General features: G+C 69.7%; 15 protein-coding genes. 7 read left to right on the forward strand and 8 right to left on the reverse strand.

What is annotated here, in order from left to right; translation table 11 throughout:
* Window positions 1-9: 9 nt before the first annotated feature.
* From wecB to HKK74_RS28080, 3 genes are read right to left on the reverse strand one after another with little or no spacing between them, the layout of a single operon-like run.
* Window positions 10-1,188, reverse strand: a complete 1,179-nt coding sequence (wecB, locus tag HKK74_RS28070; protein ID WP_222722825.1) for a non-hydrolyzing UDP-N-acetylglucosamine 2-epimerase — start codon at window positions 1,186-1,188, stop codon at window positions 10-12.
* Window positions 1,189-1,246: 58 nt separating this feature from the next.
* Window positions 1,247-2,488 (reverse strand): glycosyltransferase family 2 protein, encoded by a 1,242-nt coding sequence (locus HKK74_RS28075; RefSeq protein WP_222722826.1) that lies wholly within the window; start codon window positions 2,486-2,488, stop codon window positions 1,247-1,249.
* Entirely contained in the window at window positions 2,485-2,706 is a 222-nt protein-coding gene (locus tag HKK74_RS28080; RefSeq protein WP_187246381.1) for a hypothetical protein, read from the reverse strand. Before HKK74_RS28080 ends, HKK74_RS28075 begins: the two co-directional genes overlap by 4 nt.
* Before the next feature lie 367 nt (window positions 2,707-3,073).
* On the opposite strand from HKK74_RS28080, the gene HKK74_RS28085 reads away from it, so the two are divergent.
* On the forward strand, window positions 3,074-4,936 hold the full coding sequence (locus HKK74_RS28085) for a DUF2334 domain-containing protein (RefSeq protein ID WP_187246382.1): 1,863 nt from the start codon (window positions 3,074-3,076) through the stop codon (window positions 4,934-4,936).
* A 62-nt stretch (window positions 4,937-4,998) separates the two neighbouring features.
* On the opposite strand, the gene HKK74_RS28090 is transcribed toward HKK74_RS28085, so the two are convergent.
* From HKK74_RS28090 to HKK74_RS28100, 3 genes are all read right to left on the reverse strand, one after another.
* Entirely contained in the window at window positions 4,999-6,045 is a 1,047-nt protein-coding gene (locus HKK74_RS28090) for a glycoside hydrolase family 113 (RefSeq protein WP_187246383.1), read from the reverse strand.
* 52 nt (window positions 6,046-6,097) lie between these two features.
* Window positions 6,098-6,613 (reverse strand): 2'-5' RNA ligase family protein, encoded by a 516-nt coding sequence (locus HKK74_RS28095; RefSeq protein WP_187246384.1) that lies wholly within the window; start codon window positions 6,611-6,613, stop codon window positions 6,098-6,100.
* Window positions 6,614-6,776: 163 nt separating this feature from the next.
* A complete protein-coding gene (locus HKK74_RS28100) occupies window positions 6,777-8,192 on the reverse strand; it encodes an MFS transporter (protein WP_222722827.1) in 1,416 nt (471 codons plus the stop codon).
* A 143-nt stretch (window positions 8,193-8,335) separates the two neighbouring features.
* Between HKK74_RS28100 and HKK74_RS28105 the strand changes: the two genes are divergently transcribed.
* Complete coding sequence (locus tag HKK74_RS28105) at window positions 8,336-9,037, forward strand: HAD family hydrolase (protein ID WP_187246385.1); 702 nt, start codon at window positions 8,336-8,338, stop codon at window positions 9,035-9,037.
* A 182-nt stretch (window positions 9,038-9,219) separates the two neighbouring features.
* Here HKK74_RS28105 and HKK74_RS28110 read toward each other — a convergent pair whose 3' ends face one another.
* Both HKK74_RS28110 and HKK74_RS28115 read right to left on the reverse strand, forming a co-directional pair.
* Entirely contained in the window at window positions 9,220-10,779 is a 1,560-nt protein-coding gene (locus HKK74_RS28110; protein WP_246492058.1) for a cellulose binding domain-containing protein, read from the reverse strand.
* 256 nt (window positions 10,780-11,035) lie between these two features.
* On the reverse strand, window positions 11,036-11,452 hold the full coding sequence (locus tag HKK74_RS28115) for a DUF488 domain-containing protein (RefSeq protein ID WP_187246387.1): 417 nt from the start codon (window positions 11,450-11,452) through the stop codon (window positions 11,036-11,038).
* A 144-nt stretch (window positions 11,453-11,596) separates the two neighbouring features.
* On the opposite strand from HKK74_RS28115, the gene HKK74_RS28120 reads away from it, so the two are divergent.
* The 5 genes from HKK74_RS28120 to HKK74_RS28140 all read left to right on the forward strand — a co-directional run bounded on the left by HKK74_RS28120 (window position 11,597) and on the right by HKK74_RS28140 (window position 15,456).
* On the forward strand, window positions 11,597-12,151 hold the full coding sequence (locus tag HKK74_RS28120; RefSeq protein ID WP_187246388.1) for an RNA polymerase sigma factor: 555 nt from the start codon (window positions 11,597-11,599) through the stop codon (window positions 12,149-12,151).
* A complete protein-coding gene (locus tag HKK74_RS28125) occupies window positions 12,148-13,065 on the forward strand; it encodes a hypothetical protein (protein ID WP_187246389.1) in 918 nt (305 codons plus the stop codon). Before HKK74_RS28120 ends, HKK74_RS28125 begins: the two co-directional genes overlap by 4 nt.
* A 101-nt stretch (window positions 13,066-13,166) precedes the next feature.
* Entirely contained in the window at window positions 13,167-13,652 is a 486-nt protein-coding gene (locus HKK74_RS28130; protein WP_187246390.1) for a hypothetical protein, read from the forward strand.
* Entirely contained in the window at window positions 13,649-14,722 is a 1,074-nt protein-coding gene (locus HKK74_RS28135; protein ID WP_312881855.1) for a peptidoglycan-binding protein, read from the forward strand. Before HKK74_RS28130 ends, HKK74_RS28135 begins: the two co-directional genes overlap by 4 nt.
* Entirely contained in the window at window positions 14,719-15,456 is a 738-nt protein-coding gene (locus tag HKK74_RS28140) for an ABC transporter ATP-binding protein (RefSeq protein ID WP_187246391.1), read from the forward strand. The genes HKK74_RS28135 and HKK74_RS28140 overlap by 4 nt, the downstream gene beginning before the upstream one ends.
* Window positions 15,457-15,505 lie beyond the last annotated feature (49 nt).

Below are 15,505 nucleotides of genomic sequence, written 5' to 3' on the forward strand. Positions count from 1 at the left end.
CCCAGTCTGTCAATCCATGATGGCCGCCAGCAAGGCATCGTCGTCCCGGCGGCGATCGCGTACGAGTTCCATGAGGATGCGCTCGCTGGCGCGGCCGTCGCCGAACGGGTTGGCGGCGCTCGCCATCCGCCGGTACTCGAGTGGATGGTCGAGCAGCAGGGACGCGGCGGTGAAGACCTCGCCGGCGTCGGTGCCGACGAGCCGGGCGACGCCGGCCTCCACGGCCTCGGGGCGTTCGGTGGTCGCGCGTAGGACGAGAACGGGCTTGCCAAGGGTCGGCGCCTCCTCCTGAACTCCGCCGGAGTCCGTCAGGACCACGTCGCAGGCCGCGAGCGTCGCGGCGAAGTCGGCGTAGCCGAGGGGTTCGGTCACGGTGATGTGCGGATGGCCGACCAGCTCCGGCAGCAGCGACTCCCGTACGGCCGGGCTCTTGTGCAGGGGCAGCAGCACCTCGCAGTCGCCTCGGTCGGCGAGCCGCCGGAGCGTCCGCGCCATGCCCCGCATGTCCGTGCCCTGGCTCTCCCTGCGGTGCAGGGTCACGAGCAGCCTGCGCCGCGTGGTGCGGAACGCCGAGGTGCCCTCGCCGCCGGCCAGGATCCAGTGCAGGTTGTCGATGACCGTGTTGCCGGTGACGACCACCCGTTCGGGCGGCACGCCCTCCGCGTACAGGTGATGCGCGGCACGTTCGGTCGGGGCGAAGTGCCAGCGGGCGAGCCGGCCGATGAGCCGGCGGTTGATCTCCTCGGGGAAGGGGTTGTACGGGTCGCCGGTCCTTAATCCGGCCTCGACGTGGGCGACCGGCACCTTCTCGTACGAGGCGGCGAGCGCACCGCAGAGCGCCGTGGTGGTGTCGCCCTGCACGATGACCAGATCGGGTCGTCGCGCCCGTACGACCTCGTTCAGGCCGGTGACGAGCCTTCCGGTGAGCTCCGACAGCAGCTGCCGGTCGCGCATCACGGCCAGGTCGACCTGCACGCCGACACCGAGCAGATGGAGCATCTGCTCCAGCATCTCCCGGTGCTGCCCGCTGTTGATGACGAGGGGCGCGAACCCGGCCGTACGGGTCATCGCCCGTACGACGGGGGCCAGCTTGATCGCCTCGGGCCTGGTGCCGAGGACGACCATGGCGCGTATCACCTCCCCGGGCTCGGGTTCCCCTGGCCGGTCCTCGGGCATGGTCGTGGACATGACGATCTCCTCACGGTGACGTGGGCGCGGGGCGGAACCGGGGCGTGATCAGTGGCGCTCAGGTGCGCGCGGTCTTCAGCCAGGTCTGCCGGCCCCTGATGGTGCGGCCGACCGCCCACCAGCCGGAGACGAACCAGATGTAGCCATAGAGCACGTAGACGTGCCCGAGCAGGACGCAACGCAGGAACCCGAGGTCGGGTTCGCGCTTGCGGTAAACATGCGTGTACGCGCTCGCGACGCCGAAGGTCATCAGGTAGAACCAGGGCAGCCACCAGGGCGACAGCAGCAGATGCCCGGCGGAGACCGACGCGACGCCCACTCCGATCAGCGCCAGCAGGAAGGACAGCGGCAGCAGCGAGGTGAGCAACAGCAGCACCGGGCTCGACAGGTGGTAGAGCAGGTCGACGGCCGGGCGCGGAGCGATCTTCCGCAGGATCAGAGGTGCGAGGCGGGCGGCCTGCATGTGCCCCTGGAACCACCGGGACCGCTGCCTCAGCAGCCGGCCGAGGGAGAGTACGGCCTGCTGGTGCACGGCGGCGGTGAGGCAGTGCACGTTGTTCCACCCCTCGGCGAGGAGACGTACGCCGAGGTCCAGATCCTCGGTGAGACAGTCGCTCCACGGTTCACCCGGCAGCGAGTCGAGGGCGGACAGCCGCATGAACTGGCCGTTGCCGCCCATCCCCACACTTCCGATGTGCCGGCGTGCGCTCTGGAATATGTCGCCGTATACCACGAACTCCATATCCTGGAGCCGGGCCAGCAGACCCTGTTTCCGGTTGTACATGCGGACGCCGACTTGTACAGCACCCGTAGCGGGGTCATCAAAATGCGGGTTGACTTCCTGAAGGATGTGTGGGTCGAGGCGCCCGTCCGCGTCCACGACACAAATGATCACATCGTGCGGATCATAGTGTTGGATAATTCGCGCCTCCCGCAAACGACGTAGCCCGGCGTTGAGCGCCGCCCCCTTTCCACGTCGCGCATTCGGCAACTTCCGTTGGTAAAGCGCCACTTTCGGGGAGCCGATGTCGCGGACGACCTGTGCGGTGCCGTCATCGGAGGCGTCGTCGATGACCATGGCCACGAAATTGTCACCGCGCAGCGAGGTGATACGACTCAGGCTCGCCGCGATGACCTTCTCCTCGTTCAGACAGGCCAGGATGAAGACGTACAGCCGCGGCCGCGGCTGCTCGCCCGTCCGCCGGTGCGAGCGCCGGGACAGCCCGAACATGCCTGTGTTGTACAGGACGGCCAGGGCGATGAGCCCGACACTGCCGACCACCGTCAGGTCCGAGATCACAGGCCCTCCGCGGTGCTTCGGCGCCGGCCGGCCGCGGCGTCGCGCCACCGCATCCAGCACCCGGCGAGCAGCAGCACGGCGGCGCCGGCGCAGTAGAGGCCGAAGCCCACGCCGGTGACCTGGAGCAGGATCCGGGCGACGCGGAACACCGGGGTCGCCGTCGGCATGGCGGCCGCCCCGGCTACGGCGAGCAGGCCGATGGAAGGCTTCGCATACATTAATGACCCCGTCCGAAAATGCCGGCGACTAATCGATCGCCCTATTCGATTCGGATCTTGGGGATGGGGCACAGGGCCCCGTCGCCCCACCCACCGCGACCCGCATGCTTTACGGAGGCAAAGTACCCCGCGCCAAGTGCCGGGCGAAGGCTTAGGCAATATCCGGCCACCTGGGCCGACTACAGCAACGGCGGATTGCCCTACCGGATGTGGCCGTGGTAGAGAGGCCTCGACCGCCATTGATCAGGCATTGCCGTGCCGACGCCGGTTCCGGCCATTACTGGTTAATTTCAAGTTCTTCTGTTCATACTTCCCTAGTGCGCTTTGCGCGCACCAACACACCGCAAGGAAAGGCGGGGGTAACATCATGCGAATCCGACGGGAACGGGGGAAGGCGGTCGCGGTCATCATCGCGGCCGCCGGGCTGCTGGCGGCCACCGCCGGCGGCGCCGCCGGGTCGCCCGGCATCCCTCCGGGACCCGCACCCGGCGAGAGGGCCGCGCTCGCGCAACCGGCCGCGGTCACCACCGCGTTGTCGAACTGGGCCAAGCGGCAGCGCTCCGCAGATGCGACCCGAAGGAAGCAGCGGACGGCCGCGACCGCGAAGACCACCACGACCAAGGCCACCACGGCCACGACGGCGCGAACCGTCCAGGGCGGCGTCCTCGGACCGGGCCGGCAGCAGGGCCTGCGGGCGGCGGCACAGCCCAACACCCTGATCCTCTACGACACGGCGGGGCCGTACGGCTTCCTGGGCGAGCTGTACGCCATGGCCACCGCCAACCTGGCCGGGCACTTCGGCGCGGTGGCCACCAAGCCGGTCTCGCAGTACACCGCCGGACAGGTGAACCAGTACACCGCGACGATCTACATCGGCTCCACCTACTACGGGGGTGACATCCCCGACGCGATCCCGAACGCCTTCTACTCCGACGTCGCGACGAGCAGCAGGCCGGTCATCTGGATGAACGACAACATCTGGAACCTCGCCGGCAAGGTGGGCGTGCCAGCGTTCACCGCGCGCTACGGCTGGGACCCGACCACGTCCTACTTCGACGTCGGCGGCTCGGTCGGCAAGGTGACGCAGGTCGACTACAAGACCCAGCCGCTGGGCCGCAGCATCCCGGCCGGCGCCGACAGCGGGATCCTCCGGCCGAACATCCTCACCGGGGGCGGCCAGCCGGCCGTGACCACCCTGGCCGAGGCGGTCGACACGAGCACGTCACCGAACACGAGGTTCCCCTGGGCGGTCCGGTCGAGCAACCTCACCTACATCGGTGAGATCCCCTACACCTACTTCAACGAGTCGGACCGGGCCATCGCGTTCTACGACCTGCTGTTCGACGCGCTCGCACCCGAAACACCAACGCGCCACCGGGCGATGCTCAGGCTGGAGGACATCAGCCCGGGCAGCGACCCGGACCAGCTGATGGAGATCGCCCGGTATCTCGACCAGGAGAACATCCCGTACGGATTCCAGGTGATCCCTGTCTACACCGACCCGAAGGGGGCCTACAACGGCGGCACCGCCGAGACGACGACGCTCCAGCAGGCGCCCGAAGTGGTGGCTGCACTCCGATTCATGCTGGCCAACGGCGGCACGATCATTAACCACGGATACACCCACCAATACCGTGACGCCGACAACCCCTACAACGGTGTCACCGGCGACGACTTCGAGTTCTTCCGGGCCCACGTCGACAGCGCCGACAATGTGATCTACGACGGCCCGGTGCCGGAGGACTCCACCCTCTGGGCGACGAGCCGCATTCTCAGCGCCAAGACGGCGTTCACGCTCAACCTGCTGCCCACGCCGAGACTTTGGACGACCCCGCACTACGCGGCGTCCGCCACCGACTACGGCGTGATCAACCAGCACTACGCCGCCCGGTACGAGCGCAGCCTGTACTTCGCGGGCCAGCTAACCCCGGCACCGATCAACCCGCAGGTCTACATGGGCCAGTACTTCCCGTATCCGGTCAGGGACGTCTACGGCTCGAAGGTGCTGCCGGAGAACCTCGGCAACTACGAGCCCGACTCCTACAACAACCGTCCGCCCCGGCTGCCGGCCGACATGATCAACTCGGCCAGGCTGAACCTGGCCGTACGTGACGGCTTCGCCAGTTTCTTCTACCACCCGTACTATCCGGTCGCCCCGCTCCGCGAGACCGTGCAGGGCATCCGCGCCCTGGGCTACACGTTCGTCGACCCGGCGTCCGTCATCCCGTAGACACGGTCATCACCGTGGACACGGTCATCCCGTAGGCACGGCAAGGGGCCGGTGCCCCCCGCTCACCGGCCCCGCCACCACCGGCGTACGACCTGCTCGGCCGGCTTGCCGTGCGGTGAGTACGCCAGGGGTGGCGGAGTCTCGCCGGCGTCCGGCCAGTCGTCCCACATCCACCAGTGGACGCCGGCCCACCACGGCTGCCCGCTGAACCCCTTGAGCAGTGCCTCGTAGGCGGCGGCCTGCTCCTCGTCGCCGCGCACCTCGCTGATCGTCCACGAGTACGGCCGGGTCGTGGCACCTCGCTGGCTGACATAGCCGGCCTCGGTGAACAGGATCTTGCGCCGGTGCTCGGCGGAGAACGCCGCGAGCCGCATCGCGATCGGCCGCCAGGCTCGCCGCAGCGCCGCCGGATCGGTCGTCGGGCGGTCCGCGATCGGCCAGTACGCATCGATCCCGATGAGGTCGAGGGCGTCCCAGAACCGTACGCGGGCGTACTCGTCGTAGTTGGCGGCGTAGACGAGCGGCCCGCCGAACCGCTCCCGTGCGGCGGTGATGACGGCCAGCCATTCGGGTCGCTCGGCCGAGAGCCCGGCGAGTTCGGTGCCCACCGCGAACTCGGTGGCGCCGGCCTCCCTCGCCAGTCCGGCGTAGTGGACGATGAGGCGGGTGTACGCGGCGAACCAGCGGCCCCGGTCGGCCGGCCGGATGGTCGCCCGGTCCTGCCCGTCCAGCAGATCGACGTGCGGCTTGAGCAGCACCTTGAGCCCGGCGGCCCGGGCGAGGCCGATGATGTGGCGGACGCCGTCGTCACTCGCCGTCTCGTCGGTGCGGCGCGGCTCGCCGTCGCGCGGGTCCTGCTGATACCAGGTCGGGTTGAGCTGCAGCCAGCTCGCACCCGTGTCGGCGATCGCCTTGACGTAGGCGGCGGCGTGCGGCCCGTCGTAGTCCCCGGTGCTCCACGACGGGAGGGCGAAGCCGCGCCGCTGCGCCTGGATCGCGGGGGACGACCGCTCCGCCGAACCCGGCGCGCAACCGGTCACGGCGGCCAGCGCGGCGCCCGCCAGCGCGAGCCATGAGCCGCCACCTCGTAATGCCCCCCGTACACGCATCGGCCGCGTCCCCCTCGTGAGCCCGGTCTCCACGGTGCACGCAGGCTCGACGCTACCCGCCGAGCGGGATGGCGGCGATACGTTCCCACCGATACAGGTGATCGACACGTTCCTGGGCCACCAATTGCACGTCACGGACGGCCAGCGGGCACGGTCCTGGACGCGGCGTCAATGCTTCGATGATCGGTGTGGCAGAGCCATCACTGTTGCTGTAGGCAACCGACAGGTGAGGCGTCCAGTCTGGTTCGTCGGCGAGTTGGTGGACCGCGACCTCCTTGGCGATCGCATCTCGAATGCCCGCGCGGACCGCATCGAGCGCGCGGGGTGGATGGATCCCCAGCGCCACGCCCTCGTCATGAAACAGCACCCGCTGGAGCCCAACCGTGACGGGGCTGAGTACCTGCAGGTGCTTGGCCGCAGAGGCCGTCATCGCTGTGATCTCCGCCGTGCTGATCTCGTCAGCGAATCCGATGATCTGCGTAGTGATGTGCAGCCATTCGGTGGGGACCAGGTCGAGGCCAGGCAAGTGTGCGAGCTGGCCTCGGCACTTGCCGGCGAGGGCATGCACTCCAGGTTGGTCGTCAACGAGGATGTGCCAAACCAGCAGTCGGCGGCCTGGTCGTACGCCTGGCCGCCACCACCAGTGATCGCGCATCCGTTCCGGCATGGGACTCACGGCGCACCTCCGCCCGTGATGGCCTCGTGCTCCAACGATCCGGATCGGAGGCATGTTAGTCACGGTGGTCAGTGTGCTCAGCTTTCAGCCGGCGTTGCAATGCGGTGAGGCAGGCGGCGATGAGGCCGAGGGCCAGTGTGGTGGTGGCGGACAACAGGAGGGTTTCGCGTGCGCCGAGGGTGGCGACCAGAGGACCGCCGAGCATGGTGCCCAGCGGCACCGACAGCACGGTGACCGCTCCGTTGGCGGCGAGTACCTGTGGGAGCAGCGCGGTGGTCGTGGTGCGCTGGAACAGCGCCAATGAGATCGACATGTAGGGCCCCCAGGTCAAGCCTGCGACCGCGAACGAGGTCAGGGCGAGGACGGTGGGGGCGGCGAGCCCCAGTGGCAGCATGGCGGTCCCGAACCCCAGCACGATGCCGATGAGGGTCGGCCATAGCGACCAGCGACGCAGGTAGCCGACCGCCAGTCCTCCGATCACGGCGCCGATTCCGAATGCCGTGTAGTAGGCACTGAGCATGGTGGCCGAGCCGTGTAGATCCTCGGTGACGTGGATGGGCAGGGCCACCAGGACCGGCCCGAAGCAGAAGAAGAACCCGAAGGTGAGTGCGAGCAGGCCAAGCCGAGTGCGGTCGCGGCGGATAACGCTGAAGCCGGCGGCGCGGGACGCGCCGGCCTCGATTGGGTCGGCTCGGCCGATCCGCGGCATGGCGAAGCGGTAAGTGGCCGCGAGCACCGCGAAGGTGGCGGCGTCGATGGCGATGACGGTGGCCGCACCGCCCCAGCTGATGAGGATGCCGGCCAGTGGAGGACCGACGATGGTTGCCAGCTCGGTGATGGTGGTGAGCACGGCGTTGGCCGGGAGATGGTGTCGTTGGGGAAGGAGTTCGGCAATCATGGTGTAGCGTCCGGCCGAACCCCAGGAGTGCAGCAACGAAGACACCGCCAGGAGAGCGACGTAGAGGCCGATGCTCAGCGTCCCGAACGCGTAGGCCACGGGGATCGCTGCCAGCGCGGCGGCTCGTAGGATCGCGTCCCAGCCGGCCAGTTGCGCCCCGTGGCGTCCGCGCAGGAGGCGGCCGAACAGCAAGGCGCCGGCCGCGCTTGGCAGGGTGTATGCCGCCACCGCGATCGCCACCCACGTGCCGTGCTGCTCGCTGGGCGCCAATTGCAACGCCAGCCAGGTCACCGCGACGAGGGCCATGCCGTCACCGAGGGCGGACACCGCCAACCCGGGAAGTAACCGCCGCAACAATGGGTGAGTGACTACGGGCCAGTAAGGCGAAGAACGCGGGAACCGGCGCATCACTACTTGAGGGCTCATCCAGCAACCTGACCCCGTATCGTGATCGCGATCAACGATTCTCACGTTCAGCGAAATCAGCTCAAAGCCGAAAGCCGGACCACTTCGCGGCGTCTGCTCCGTGAGCTGGAAAGACGGACGTCCGTCTCTCGTCACGGGTCGGGTCATGATGGGCGGGCAGCAGCTCCCCCTGGGTTGCCGTTTCTGATCATGCGGCGCAGGCTGGTGCGGGCCGCGGCCAGGTCGGTGTGCAGGCTGGCGGCAGTTACATGCACGCGCCCCTCAGCCCACGCGTCGCCTAGCATGCGTGCGTGCGAACTCTGGTGCTCTGGGACATCGACCACACGCTGATCAGCATCGACGGACTCAGCCGAGAGATTTACGGCGAGGCATTCCACGAGGTCACCGGGCGGCCCATGGACAAGCTCGCGGACATGGCGGGCAAGACCGACCGCGCGATCGTCTCCGAGACGTTGCGGCTCCACGGGATCGCACCCGCCGCGGAGGTCATAACCGCCTTCGCCGACGTTTTGGCCGCTGCTTTCACGGCGCGGCAAACCGAGATCAAGAAACGTGGTCGGGAGCTGCCCGGGGCCCGCACAGCGCTGACGGAACTGGCCGCTCGAACTGACACCGTCCAGTCGGTTCTCACCGGCAACATGAAGCCGATCGCCGTCTGCAAGCTGACGGCTTTCGATCTGCAAGGCTTCGTCGACTTCGAGGTCGGCGCATACGGCCTCGATGACGCTGCCAGGGCGCCGCTTGTTGGACTGGCTCGCCAGCGTGCGAAGCAAAAGTACGGGGAGACCTTCAACGCCTCCACGACAGTTCTGATCGGTGATACACCGAACGACGTGGACGCCGGGCATCGCGGTGGCGCGCGCGTGGTGGCCATGGCGACCGGCGCTAGCGACGCGGATGAGCTGCGCGCGGCAGGCGCCGAGATCGTGCTACCAGACCTCACCGACACCGATGCCGTAGTCCGAGCGATCCTTCAGGTCAGTACGACTTGACCTGGTCGACGAACTCGCGGATTTCCGGGACGTCATAGAGCTCGAGCTTGGCCACCAGCTCGGAGATTCCCGCCATCATGCCGTGACGGCGCGGAACCCGGCCTGCGCGGGCACCGGTCCGCGCTGATCCCCCAAGGGCGCGGGCCCGAACGGACCCGCGCCCCCGGGCGGGGCTCATCGGCTCAGAAACCGGCCGTGATCCGGGTGAACTCCCATTGCTGCTGCGCCACGCCGCTGCAGTGCGCGACGACTCCGCCGCCGGGGCACGGCCGGTCGCGGTTGACCGACCAGAACGCCAGACGCGCGAGGCCCCTGGCCTTGGCCCAGTCGCGGATCTGCGTCCAGGCGGCCGCGGACGTGGTCTCCTGCTGGTCGGACAGTCCGTTCATACCGGAGATGCCCATGTGGCCGTACGCGGTGGAATCGGACCAGCCGAACGCCGCCTTCAGGGCGTTCTTGAGCCCTTCCGAGGCGCTGACGGTGCTCTGGTACATGTTCGCCCCGCCGCCGAAGTTGAACGGCATGATCGTGAACACGTCCACGCCGGCCTGCAGTTCCGCCGCACGGTTGATCAGCCGGGTACCCCACCAGCTCGGCCCCGAGGTCGAGGTGCCGAAGGTGAGGATCGTCGTGATCCCGGGGTTGTTCTGCTTCACGATCTTCAGCGCACCGAGGATCCGGTCCTGGACGGCCTCGTTCTCGAACTCGTCGGTGTTCTCGATGTCGACGTCGATCGCCTTGAGTCCGTACGCGTCGATCACCTGCTGGTAGGCGCCGGCGAGCGCCTGCGGCGTCGAGCAGTTCGGGCCGAGCTTGTTGCCGCTCCAGCCGCCGATCGAGGGGACGATGTCGCCGCCGCCCGCCCGGATCTGCGAGATCGCCTGGGCGTCCGCCCCGCCCTGCAGCGGGCGGTTGCCGTCCCACGCCGGGGCGCAGCCGCCACCCGAGAGGATGAACGCCATGGTGAACCAGCGGATCCCGGTCGCGCTCATCACCGTGGAGGGGCTGGGCGGGTCACCCCATCCCACGTAGAGGTACGGTGCCGCCCGCATGCCGTTCGGGGACGGGTTGGTGCAACCGGTGGTGGTGCCGGTGACCTCCGCGCTCGACGGGGACTCGCCGGCCGAGTTGTAGGCCCTGACCGTGTAGGTGCGGGTCGAGCACGCGGCCAGCCCCGCGATCGTGGCGCTGGTGCCGGTGACGCTCGCGCGTACGGTGCCGCCCTCGTAGACGCGGTAGCCGGTCACCGTGCCGCCGACGGCCGACCAGGCGAGCGAGATCGAGGAGCTCGTGGTGCCCGTCACCCGCAGGCCGCCGGGCGTGGCGGGCACGCCGGGCCCGGGGTCACCGCCGCCGCCGCAGGGCGCGCCGTTGAGCGTGCAGCCCGTCGGGCTTGCCGAGCCTGAGGCGACGAAGCCGAACGAGGCCGACGCACCGGGTGCCAGCGTGCCGTTGTAGTCACGATTCGTGAACGTGTAGTGGCCGCCCGACGTGGTGAGCAGCGCGTCCCAGTAGGTGCCGATCGTCGTGCCGGAGGCCAGGTCGAACTCGACCCGCCAGCCGGTGATCGTCGAGTTGGTTCCGTTGGTGATCGTGTACTTGCCCTCGAACCCCGATCCCCAGTCGGCGCTCTTGGCGAAGGTCGCGGTCGCCGACGCGGCCTGCGCGCCGGCCGGCGCCAGGAGCGCCAGGAGGGTCGTCGAGATCGTGGTCAGGACGAGAAGGATCAATGAACGTCGCAATGTGGGTCCTCGGGCGGTGGGGGCGAGGCGTGAGGACTTGCGTCCTGGCTCCCGGCGGGGGAGGGAGAGAGCGTGCCGTTCACCCGGCCGGCAGGGGGGCGCGCGCGGCATGGCGGATCCTCCTGGAGCAGACCTTACTAATAGTAAAGTTTACTGTTTGTTTACCGACCATAACCGCTCCGCGCCCCGCCGACAAGGCCCCGTTTCAACGGCCGACTTGGAGCCCAAGGAGGCCTTCCACGCCCTGGCCGACGGCCTACTCCCGCTGAGATCCCGGCCCGGGCAGGCCGCCCTCCGGCTCCTCATCCGGCGACGCCCGCAGCACCTCCGCCAGCACCGCCGCGTGGCTGTGCTCGACGTCCCGGGTCGCGGTGAGCAACGTGACCGGCCCGGAGCTCGCGAGCCGCCGGAGCCGGTCCAGCGCCCGCTCCCGGTCGGGCTCGCGCAGTTCATCCTCATAACGGCGGCGGAAGTCGGCGAACCGCTCCGGCCGGTGGCCGTACCACTGGCGCAGCTCGGTCGAAGGTGCCGCCTCTTTGCACCATTCGTCGAAGCCGGCCTCGGCCTTGGCCATTCCCCGTGGCCACATGCGGTCGACGAGCACGCGGGTGCCGTCCTCCGGCGCCGGGTCGTCGTACACCCGGCGCACTCGTACCTCGACAGCCCCCGTCATCGCACCCCCGGCGTCTCGTATTCCCGCCGGCCGGCACCGGCAACCGCACCGATGCCCGGCGGCAGTGCGGGCTTGAAGTCGTTGGACGTGTAACGCTCGCTTTCGTCCGGACATCTGCCGGGATAGCCCCTGGAAGGAGACAGCGTGGGTCACCCGCCGGACGAGCGTCGGCGCTTCGAGGAGCTCTATGCGACGCACTACGACGCGATCTCTCGCTACGTGCTGCGCCGTACCGACTCCTCCGACGACGCCGTCGACGCGATCGGCGAGACGTTCCTGACCGCCTGGCGCCGCCTCGACTCCGTGCCCGAGGGTGACGGAACACGACTCTGGCTGTACGGCGTCGCGCGCCGCGTTCTCGCCAACCACCACCGCGGCGCGGCCCGGCGGGAACTGCTCATCACCCGGCTGCGCAGCGAGTTCGCCGAGGCCGCGCCGAGCGAGCCAGAGCACCGGGCGGAGGTCCGCGCCGCCTTCGACCGGTTGACCGCCGAGGACCGTGAGCTGCTGTCCCTGACCGGCTGGGAGGGGCTCTCGCCGAGCGAGATCGCCGAGGTCCTCGGCTGCCGGGTCGGCACCGTACGAGTCCGCCTGCACCGCGCGCGCAAACGCTTCGCGCGGCAACTGGCGCTGACCGGTGTGGACGTGGAGCGGTACGGGGCGCGCGCGGTGACGATGGCTGAGGGAGTGGGCAAATGAGCATCAACGAGATCGTCAAGCGGCTCGAGCCCGAGCATCGCGTACCTCCCACCGGTGAGGGCACGCGGGAGCTGCTCGCCGAGATCACCGCCATGTCGCGCACGACCGAGCCCGGCCGGGCCGCCCCGGGCGCCTCGGCCGGGCGGCGTCGCCGGATCGCCCGCCGGCGCATCGCGGTGCCGCTCGTCGCCGCGATGGCGGCCGCCGTCCTGATCGCCGGCTGGTTCCTGCCACAGACGTCGTACCTGGGGCCGAGCCAGGCGTCCGCACTCGACATCAGGAGGGACGGCGACTACTACATCATCACGGTGAAGGACGTCTTCGCCGCTCCCGAACGCTACGAGAGTCAGCTGCGCGACCGCGGCATCGACCTCTCCATCAAGGTCTTCCCCGTGTCCCCCAGTCTCGAGGGCAACATCTTCGCCCCCTTCGACATGCGGGCCAACGGCCTGGAGTTCGACGAGCTGGCGCGCCGCCGCGACCTGATCTCGCCCATCGAGCGCCCGGGCGCCTGCGCGGAGGCCGTCCGTTGCACGATCGGGTTGCGGATACCGGTCGATTACCAGCCGTACAAGGACGCGAGGGTCAAGGGGAAGCCCACCATAGGGCTCGGCCGAAAGGGCCGCCCGGGTGAGCGGTACCGCGGCTTCGGGGCGCTCAACAATCCCGGGGAACCGCTCGCATGCGTCGACTTCATCAACCAGCGCGTCGCCCGGGTGACGGACCTTCTGCTGGAACGCCACGTGAAGGCGACGTTCGCCGTCCCCCTCAAGGGCTTCCGAACCTCGGTGCCGGGTTCCTGGTACGTCCACGAAGGCTGGCTGACCGCGAAGGGCAGCGCGCTCCTGGTGGCCGACACGAAACGTACCCCCGGCGCCCACCGGGTGAGCACGAACTGCCGTAAGGGCCGCTGACCTCAGAACCACCTCGACCCGGCGTCCCGCAGGGACCCGGCGCGTCCGTCCGAGCGTGCACCCGCATGGTGCACGCCCCAACACACCCCGAGGACTCCTCCATGAATCGTGTCTCGACACTGCTGCTCGCCGTACCGCTGCTGGCCCTCGCGGCATGCGGCGGCGGCTCGTCCGATGACGGCATCGCGAGCGCGGGCGGCGCCAAGGCCGGCACCTCGGCGTCCGCCTCCGCTGGTCCATCCGCCGACTCCGACCAGGCCCGGCTGAGGTACGCGCGATGCCTGCGCGAGAACGGCGTGCCCATGCCCGACGACCCCAAGGACCTCCCGAAGGGTGGCCTCGCGATTCCGGACAAGGCCATGAAGGCCTGCGAGCAGCAACAGAAGGCCATGGGCGGCAAGCGGATCGACATGAACGATCCCGCGACGCGCGACAGGTTCACCAAGCTCGCCCGGTGCATGCGCGAGCACGACTTCGACTTCCCCGACCCGCCGAACATGCCGGCGCCCGACTTCGACGGGGGCAACAGGCCCAGGTTCGAGAAGGCGCTGAAGGAGTGCAACCACCACCTCCAAGGCGACCGGTGAGGCGCTACCTGGCCGCCGGGGCCGCGCTGCTCGCCGCCGCCACGGCCGGGGTCGCCGCGGTCCGCGCCGGAGGGGAGGACCGCCCGGCCTCGGCGGGCTCCACCGCCCCCGCCACGGCAGAGATCACCCGAGGCGATCTCGTCGACACCACGACGGTCGACGGCACCCTCACGTACGCCGGCGAGCGTGGCATCGCGGCCACGGCGGCCGGCGTCGTCACCCGGCTTCCCGCACCGGGCGCCGTCATCGGGCAGGGTGCGGCCCTGTACGAGGTGGATCGCCGGCGGGTCGTGCTCATGTACGGAACGGTGCCGCTCTACCGCACGCTGCGGCAGGGCATCGCGGACGGTCCCGACGTGCGGCAGCTGGAACGGGCCCTTCGGACGCTGGGCCACGGGCGCGACCTCACGGCGGACACGCACTTCTCCTCCGCCACGGCCGCGGCGGTGCGCCGGTGGCAGGGCGACAACGGGCTGGTGAAGACCGGCTCGGTCGACGCGGCACAGGTCCTGTTCCTGCCCGCGCCGGTACGGCTCGTCGAGACGAAGGCTGCGACCGGGGACCGGATCGCCCCGGGCCGGCCGGTGCTCACGGTGACGAGCACCAGGCGTGTCGTGCACGTGGACCTCAAGGCGAGCGACCAGGCGCTGGCGAAGAAGGGAGCACGGGTGACCGTGGAACTGCCGGACGGTGCGTCCGTCCCCGGCAAGATCGTTTCGGTCGGGACCGTGGCCGAGCGGCCCGAGCCGGCCGGGGGATCCGGTTCCGGGCAGAGCGAGAGCCCGACCATCGACGTCGAGATCCGGCTGGACGGCGTGCCGAAGTCCGGCCGGTTGGACGAGGCTCCGGTGACGGTCACGATGGAGAGCGCACGGCGCGAGGGGGTGCTGAGCGTACCGGTGGAGGCGCTGCTGGCCCTGCGCGAAGGGGGCTTCGGCGTGGAACTCGTCGACCCGGGCAGCGTCCGGCGGGTCGTCGGGGTCCGTACGGGCGCGTACGGCGGCGGCCGGGTGGAGATCACCGGCCCGGGGCTGTCGGCCGGCATGAAGGTCGGGGTGCCCGCACTATGACAACTCCCGATCGGCCCGACTCCAAGATCATCGAAATGACCGGCGTGACGAAGCACTACGAGGGCGGGGTCCACGCCCTGCGCGGGGTCGACCTGACGGTCGAGGCCGGCGAGTTGCTGGCCATCACGGGTCCCTCCGGTTCGGGCAAGTCCACGCTCCTGCACCTCATCGGCACGCTCGACCGGCCCTCGTCCGGCACGGTGCGGATCGCGGGACACGATGTCGGCAAGCTCGCCGACGAGCGGTTGTCCGCGCTGCGCGCCGCGCACATCGGCTTCGTGTTCCAGCAGTTCCACCTGGCCGCGGGCCGGTCCGCCGTGGACAACGTGGCGGACGGTCTGCTCTACGCCGGCCGGCCGGTGCGCCTGCGGCGCGAACTCGCCGTGGCCGCCCTCGAACGCGTGGGGCTCGGTCACCGGCTGCACCACCGGCCGCACGAGCTGTCCGGCGGGGAGCAGCAGCGGGTGGCCATCGCGCGGGCGGTGCTCGGCGACCCCCCGCTGCTGCTGGCCGACGAGCCGACCGGCAACCTCGACTCGGCCTCCGGCGACGCGGTGCTCGGCCTGCTCCGGGATCTGCACACCGAAGGCACGACGGTCCTCATCATCACCCACGACCATGAGGTCGCCACAGGTTGCGACCGGCTGGTGCGCGTGCGCGACGGCGAGATCGTCTTCGACGGGACGGCGAACGACCGCGCGAGCACGGCGCCGAGGCCGGAGGGAGCGCGATGACGACCGGGAACACGACGACCGGGAACACGACGACGGGGAACGCGATGAC

Origin of the sequence: Actinomadura alba (genome assembly GCF_014323705.1) — a bacterium.
Lineage (GTDB): Bacteria > Actinomycetota > Actinomycetes > Streptosporangiales > Streptosporangiaceae > Actinomadura_C > Actinomadura_C alba.

Bases quoted from the DNA above. Each gene is read 5' to 3' on its own strand.
- wecB (WP_222722825.1), bottom strand. From the start codon at position 1,188: ATGTCCACGACCATGCCCGAGGACCGGCCAGGGGAACCCGAGCCCGGG.
- HKK74_RS28140 (WP_187246391.1), top strand. From the start codon at position 14,719: ATGACAACTCCCGATCGGCCCGACTCCAAGATCATCGAAATGACCGGC.
- HKK74_RS28115 (WP_187246387.1), bottom strand. From the start codon at position 11,452: ATGACGGGGGCTGTCGAGGTACGAGTGCGCCGGGTGTACGACGACCCG.
- HKK74_RS28085 (WP_187246382.1), top strand. From the start codon at position 3,074: ATGCGAATCCGACGGGAACGGGGGAAGGCGGTCGCGGTCATCATCGCG.
- HKK74_RS28090 (WP_187246383.1), bottom strand. From the start codon at position 6,045: ATGCGTGTACGGGGGGCATTACGAGGTGGCGGCTCATGGCTCGCGCTG.
- HKK74_RS28080 (WP_187246381.1), bottom strand. From the start codon at position 2,706: ATGTATGCGAAGCCTTCCATCGGCCTGCTCGCCGTAGCCGGGGCGGCC.
- HKK74_RS28125 (WP_187246389.1), top strand. From the start codon at position 12,148: ATGAGCATCAACGAGATCGTCAAGCGGCTCGAGCCCGAGCATCGCGTA.
- HKK74_RS28100 (WP_222722827.1), bottom strand. From the start codon at position 8,192: ATGACCCGACCCGTGACGAGAGACGGACGTCCGTCTTTCCAGCTCACG.
- HKK74_RS28130 (WP_187246390.1), top strand. From the start codon at position 13,167: ATGAATCGTGTCTCGACACTGCTGCTCGCCGTACCGCTGCTGGCCCTC.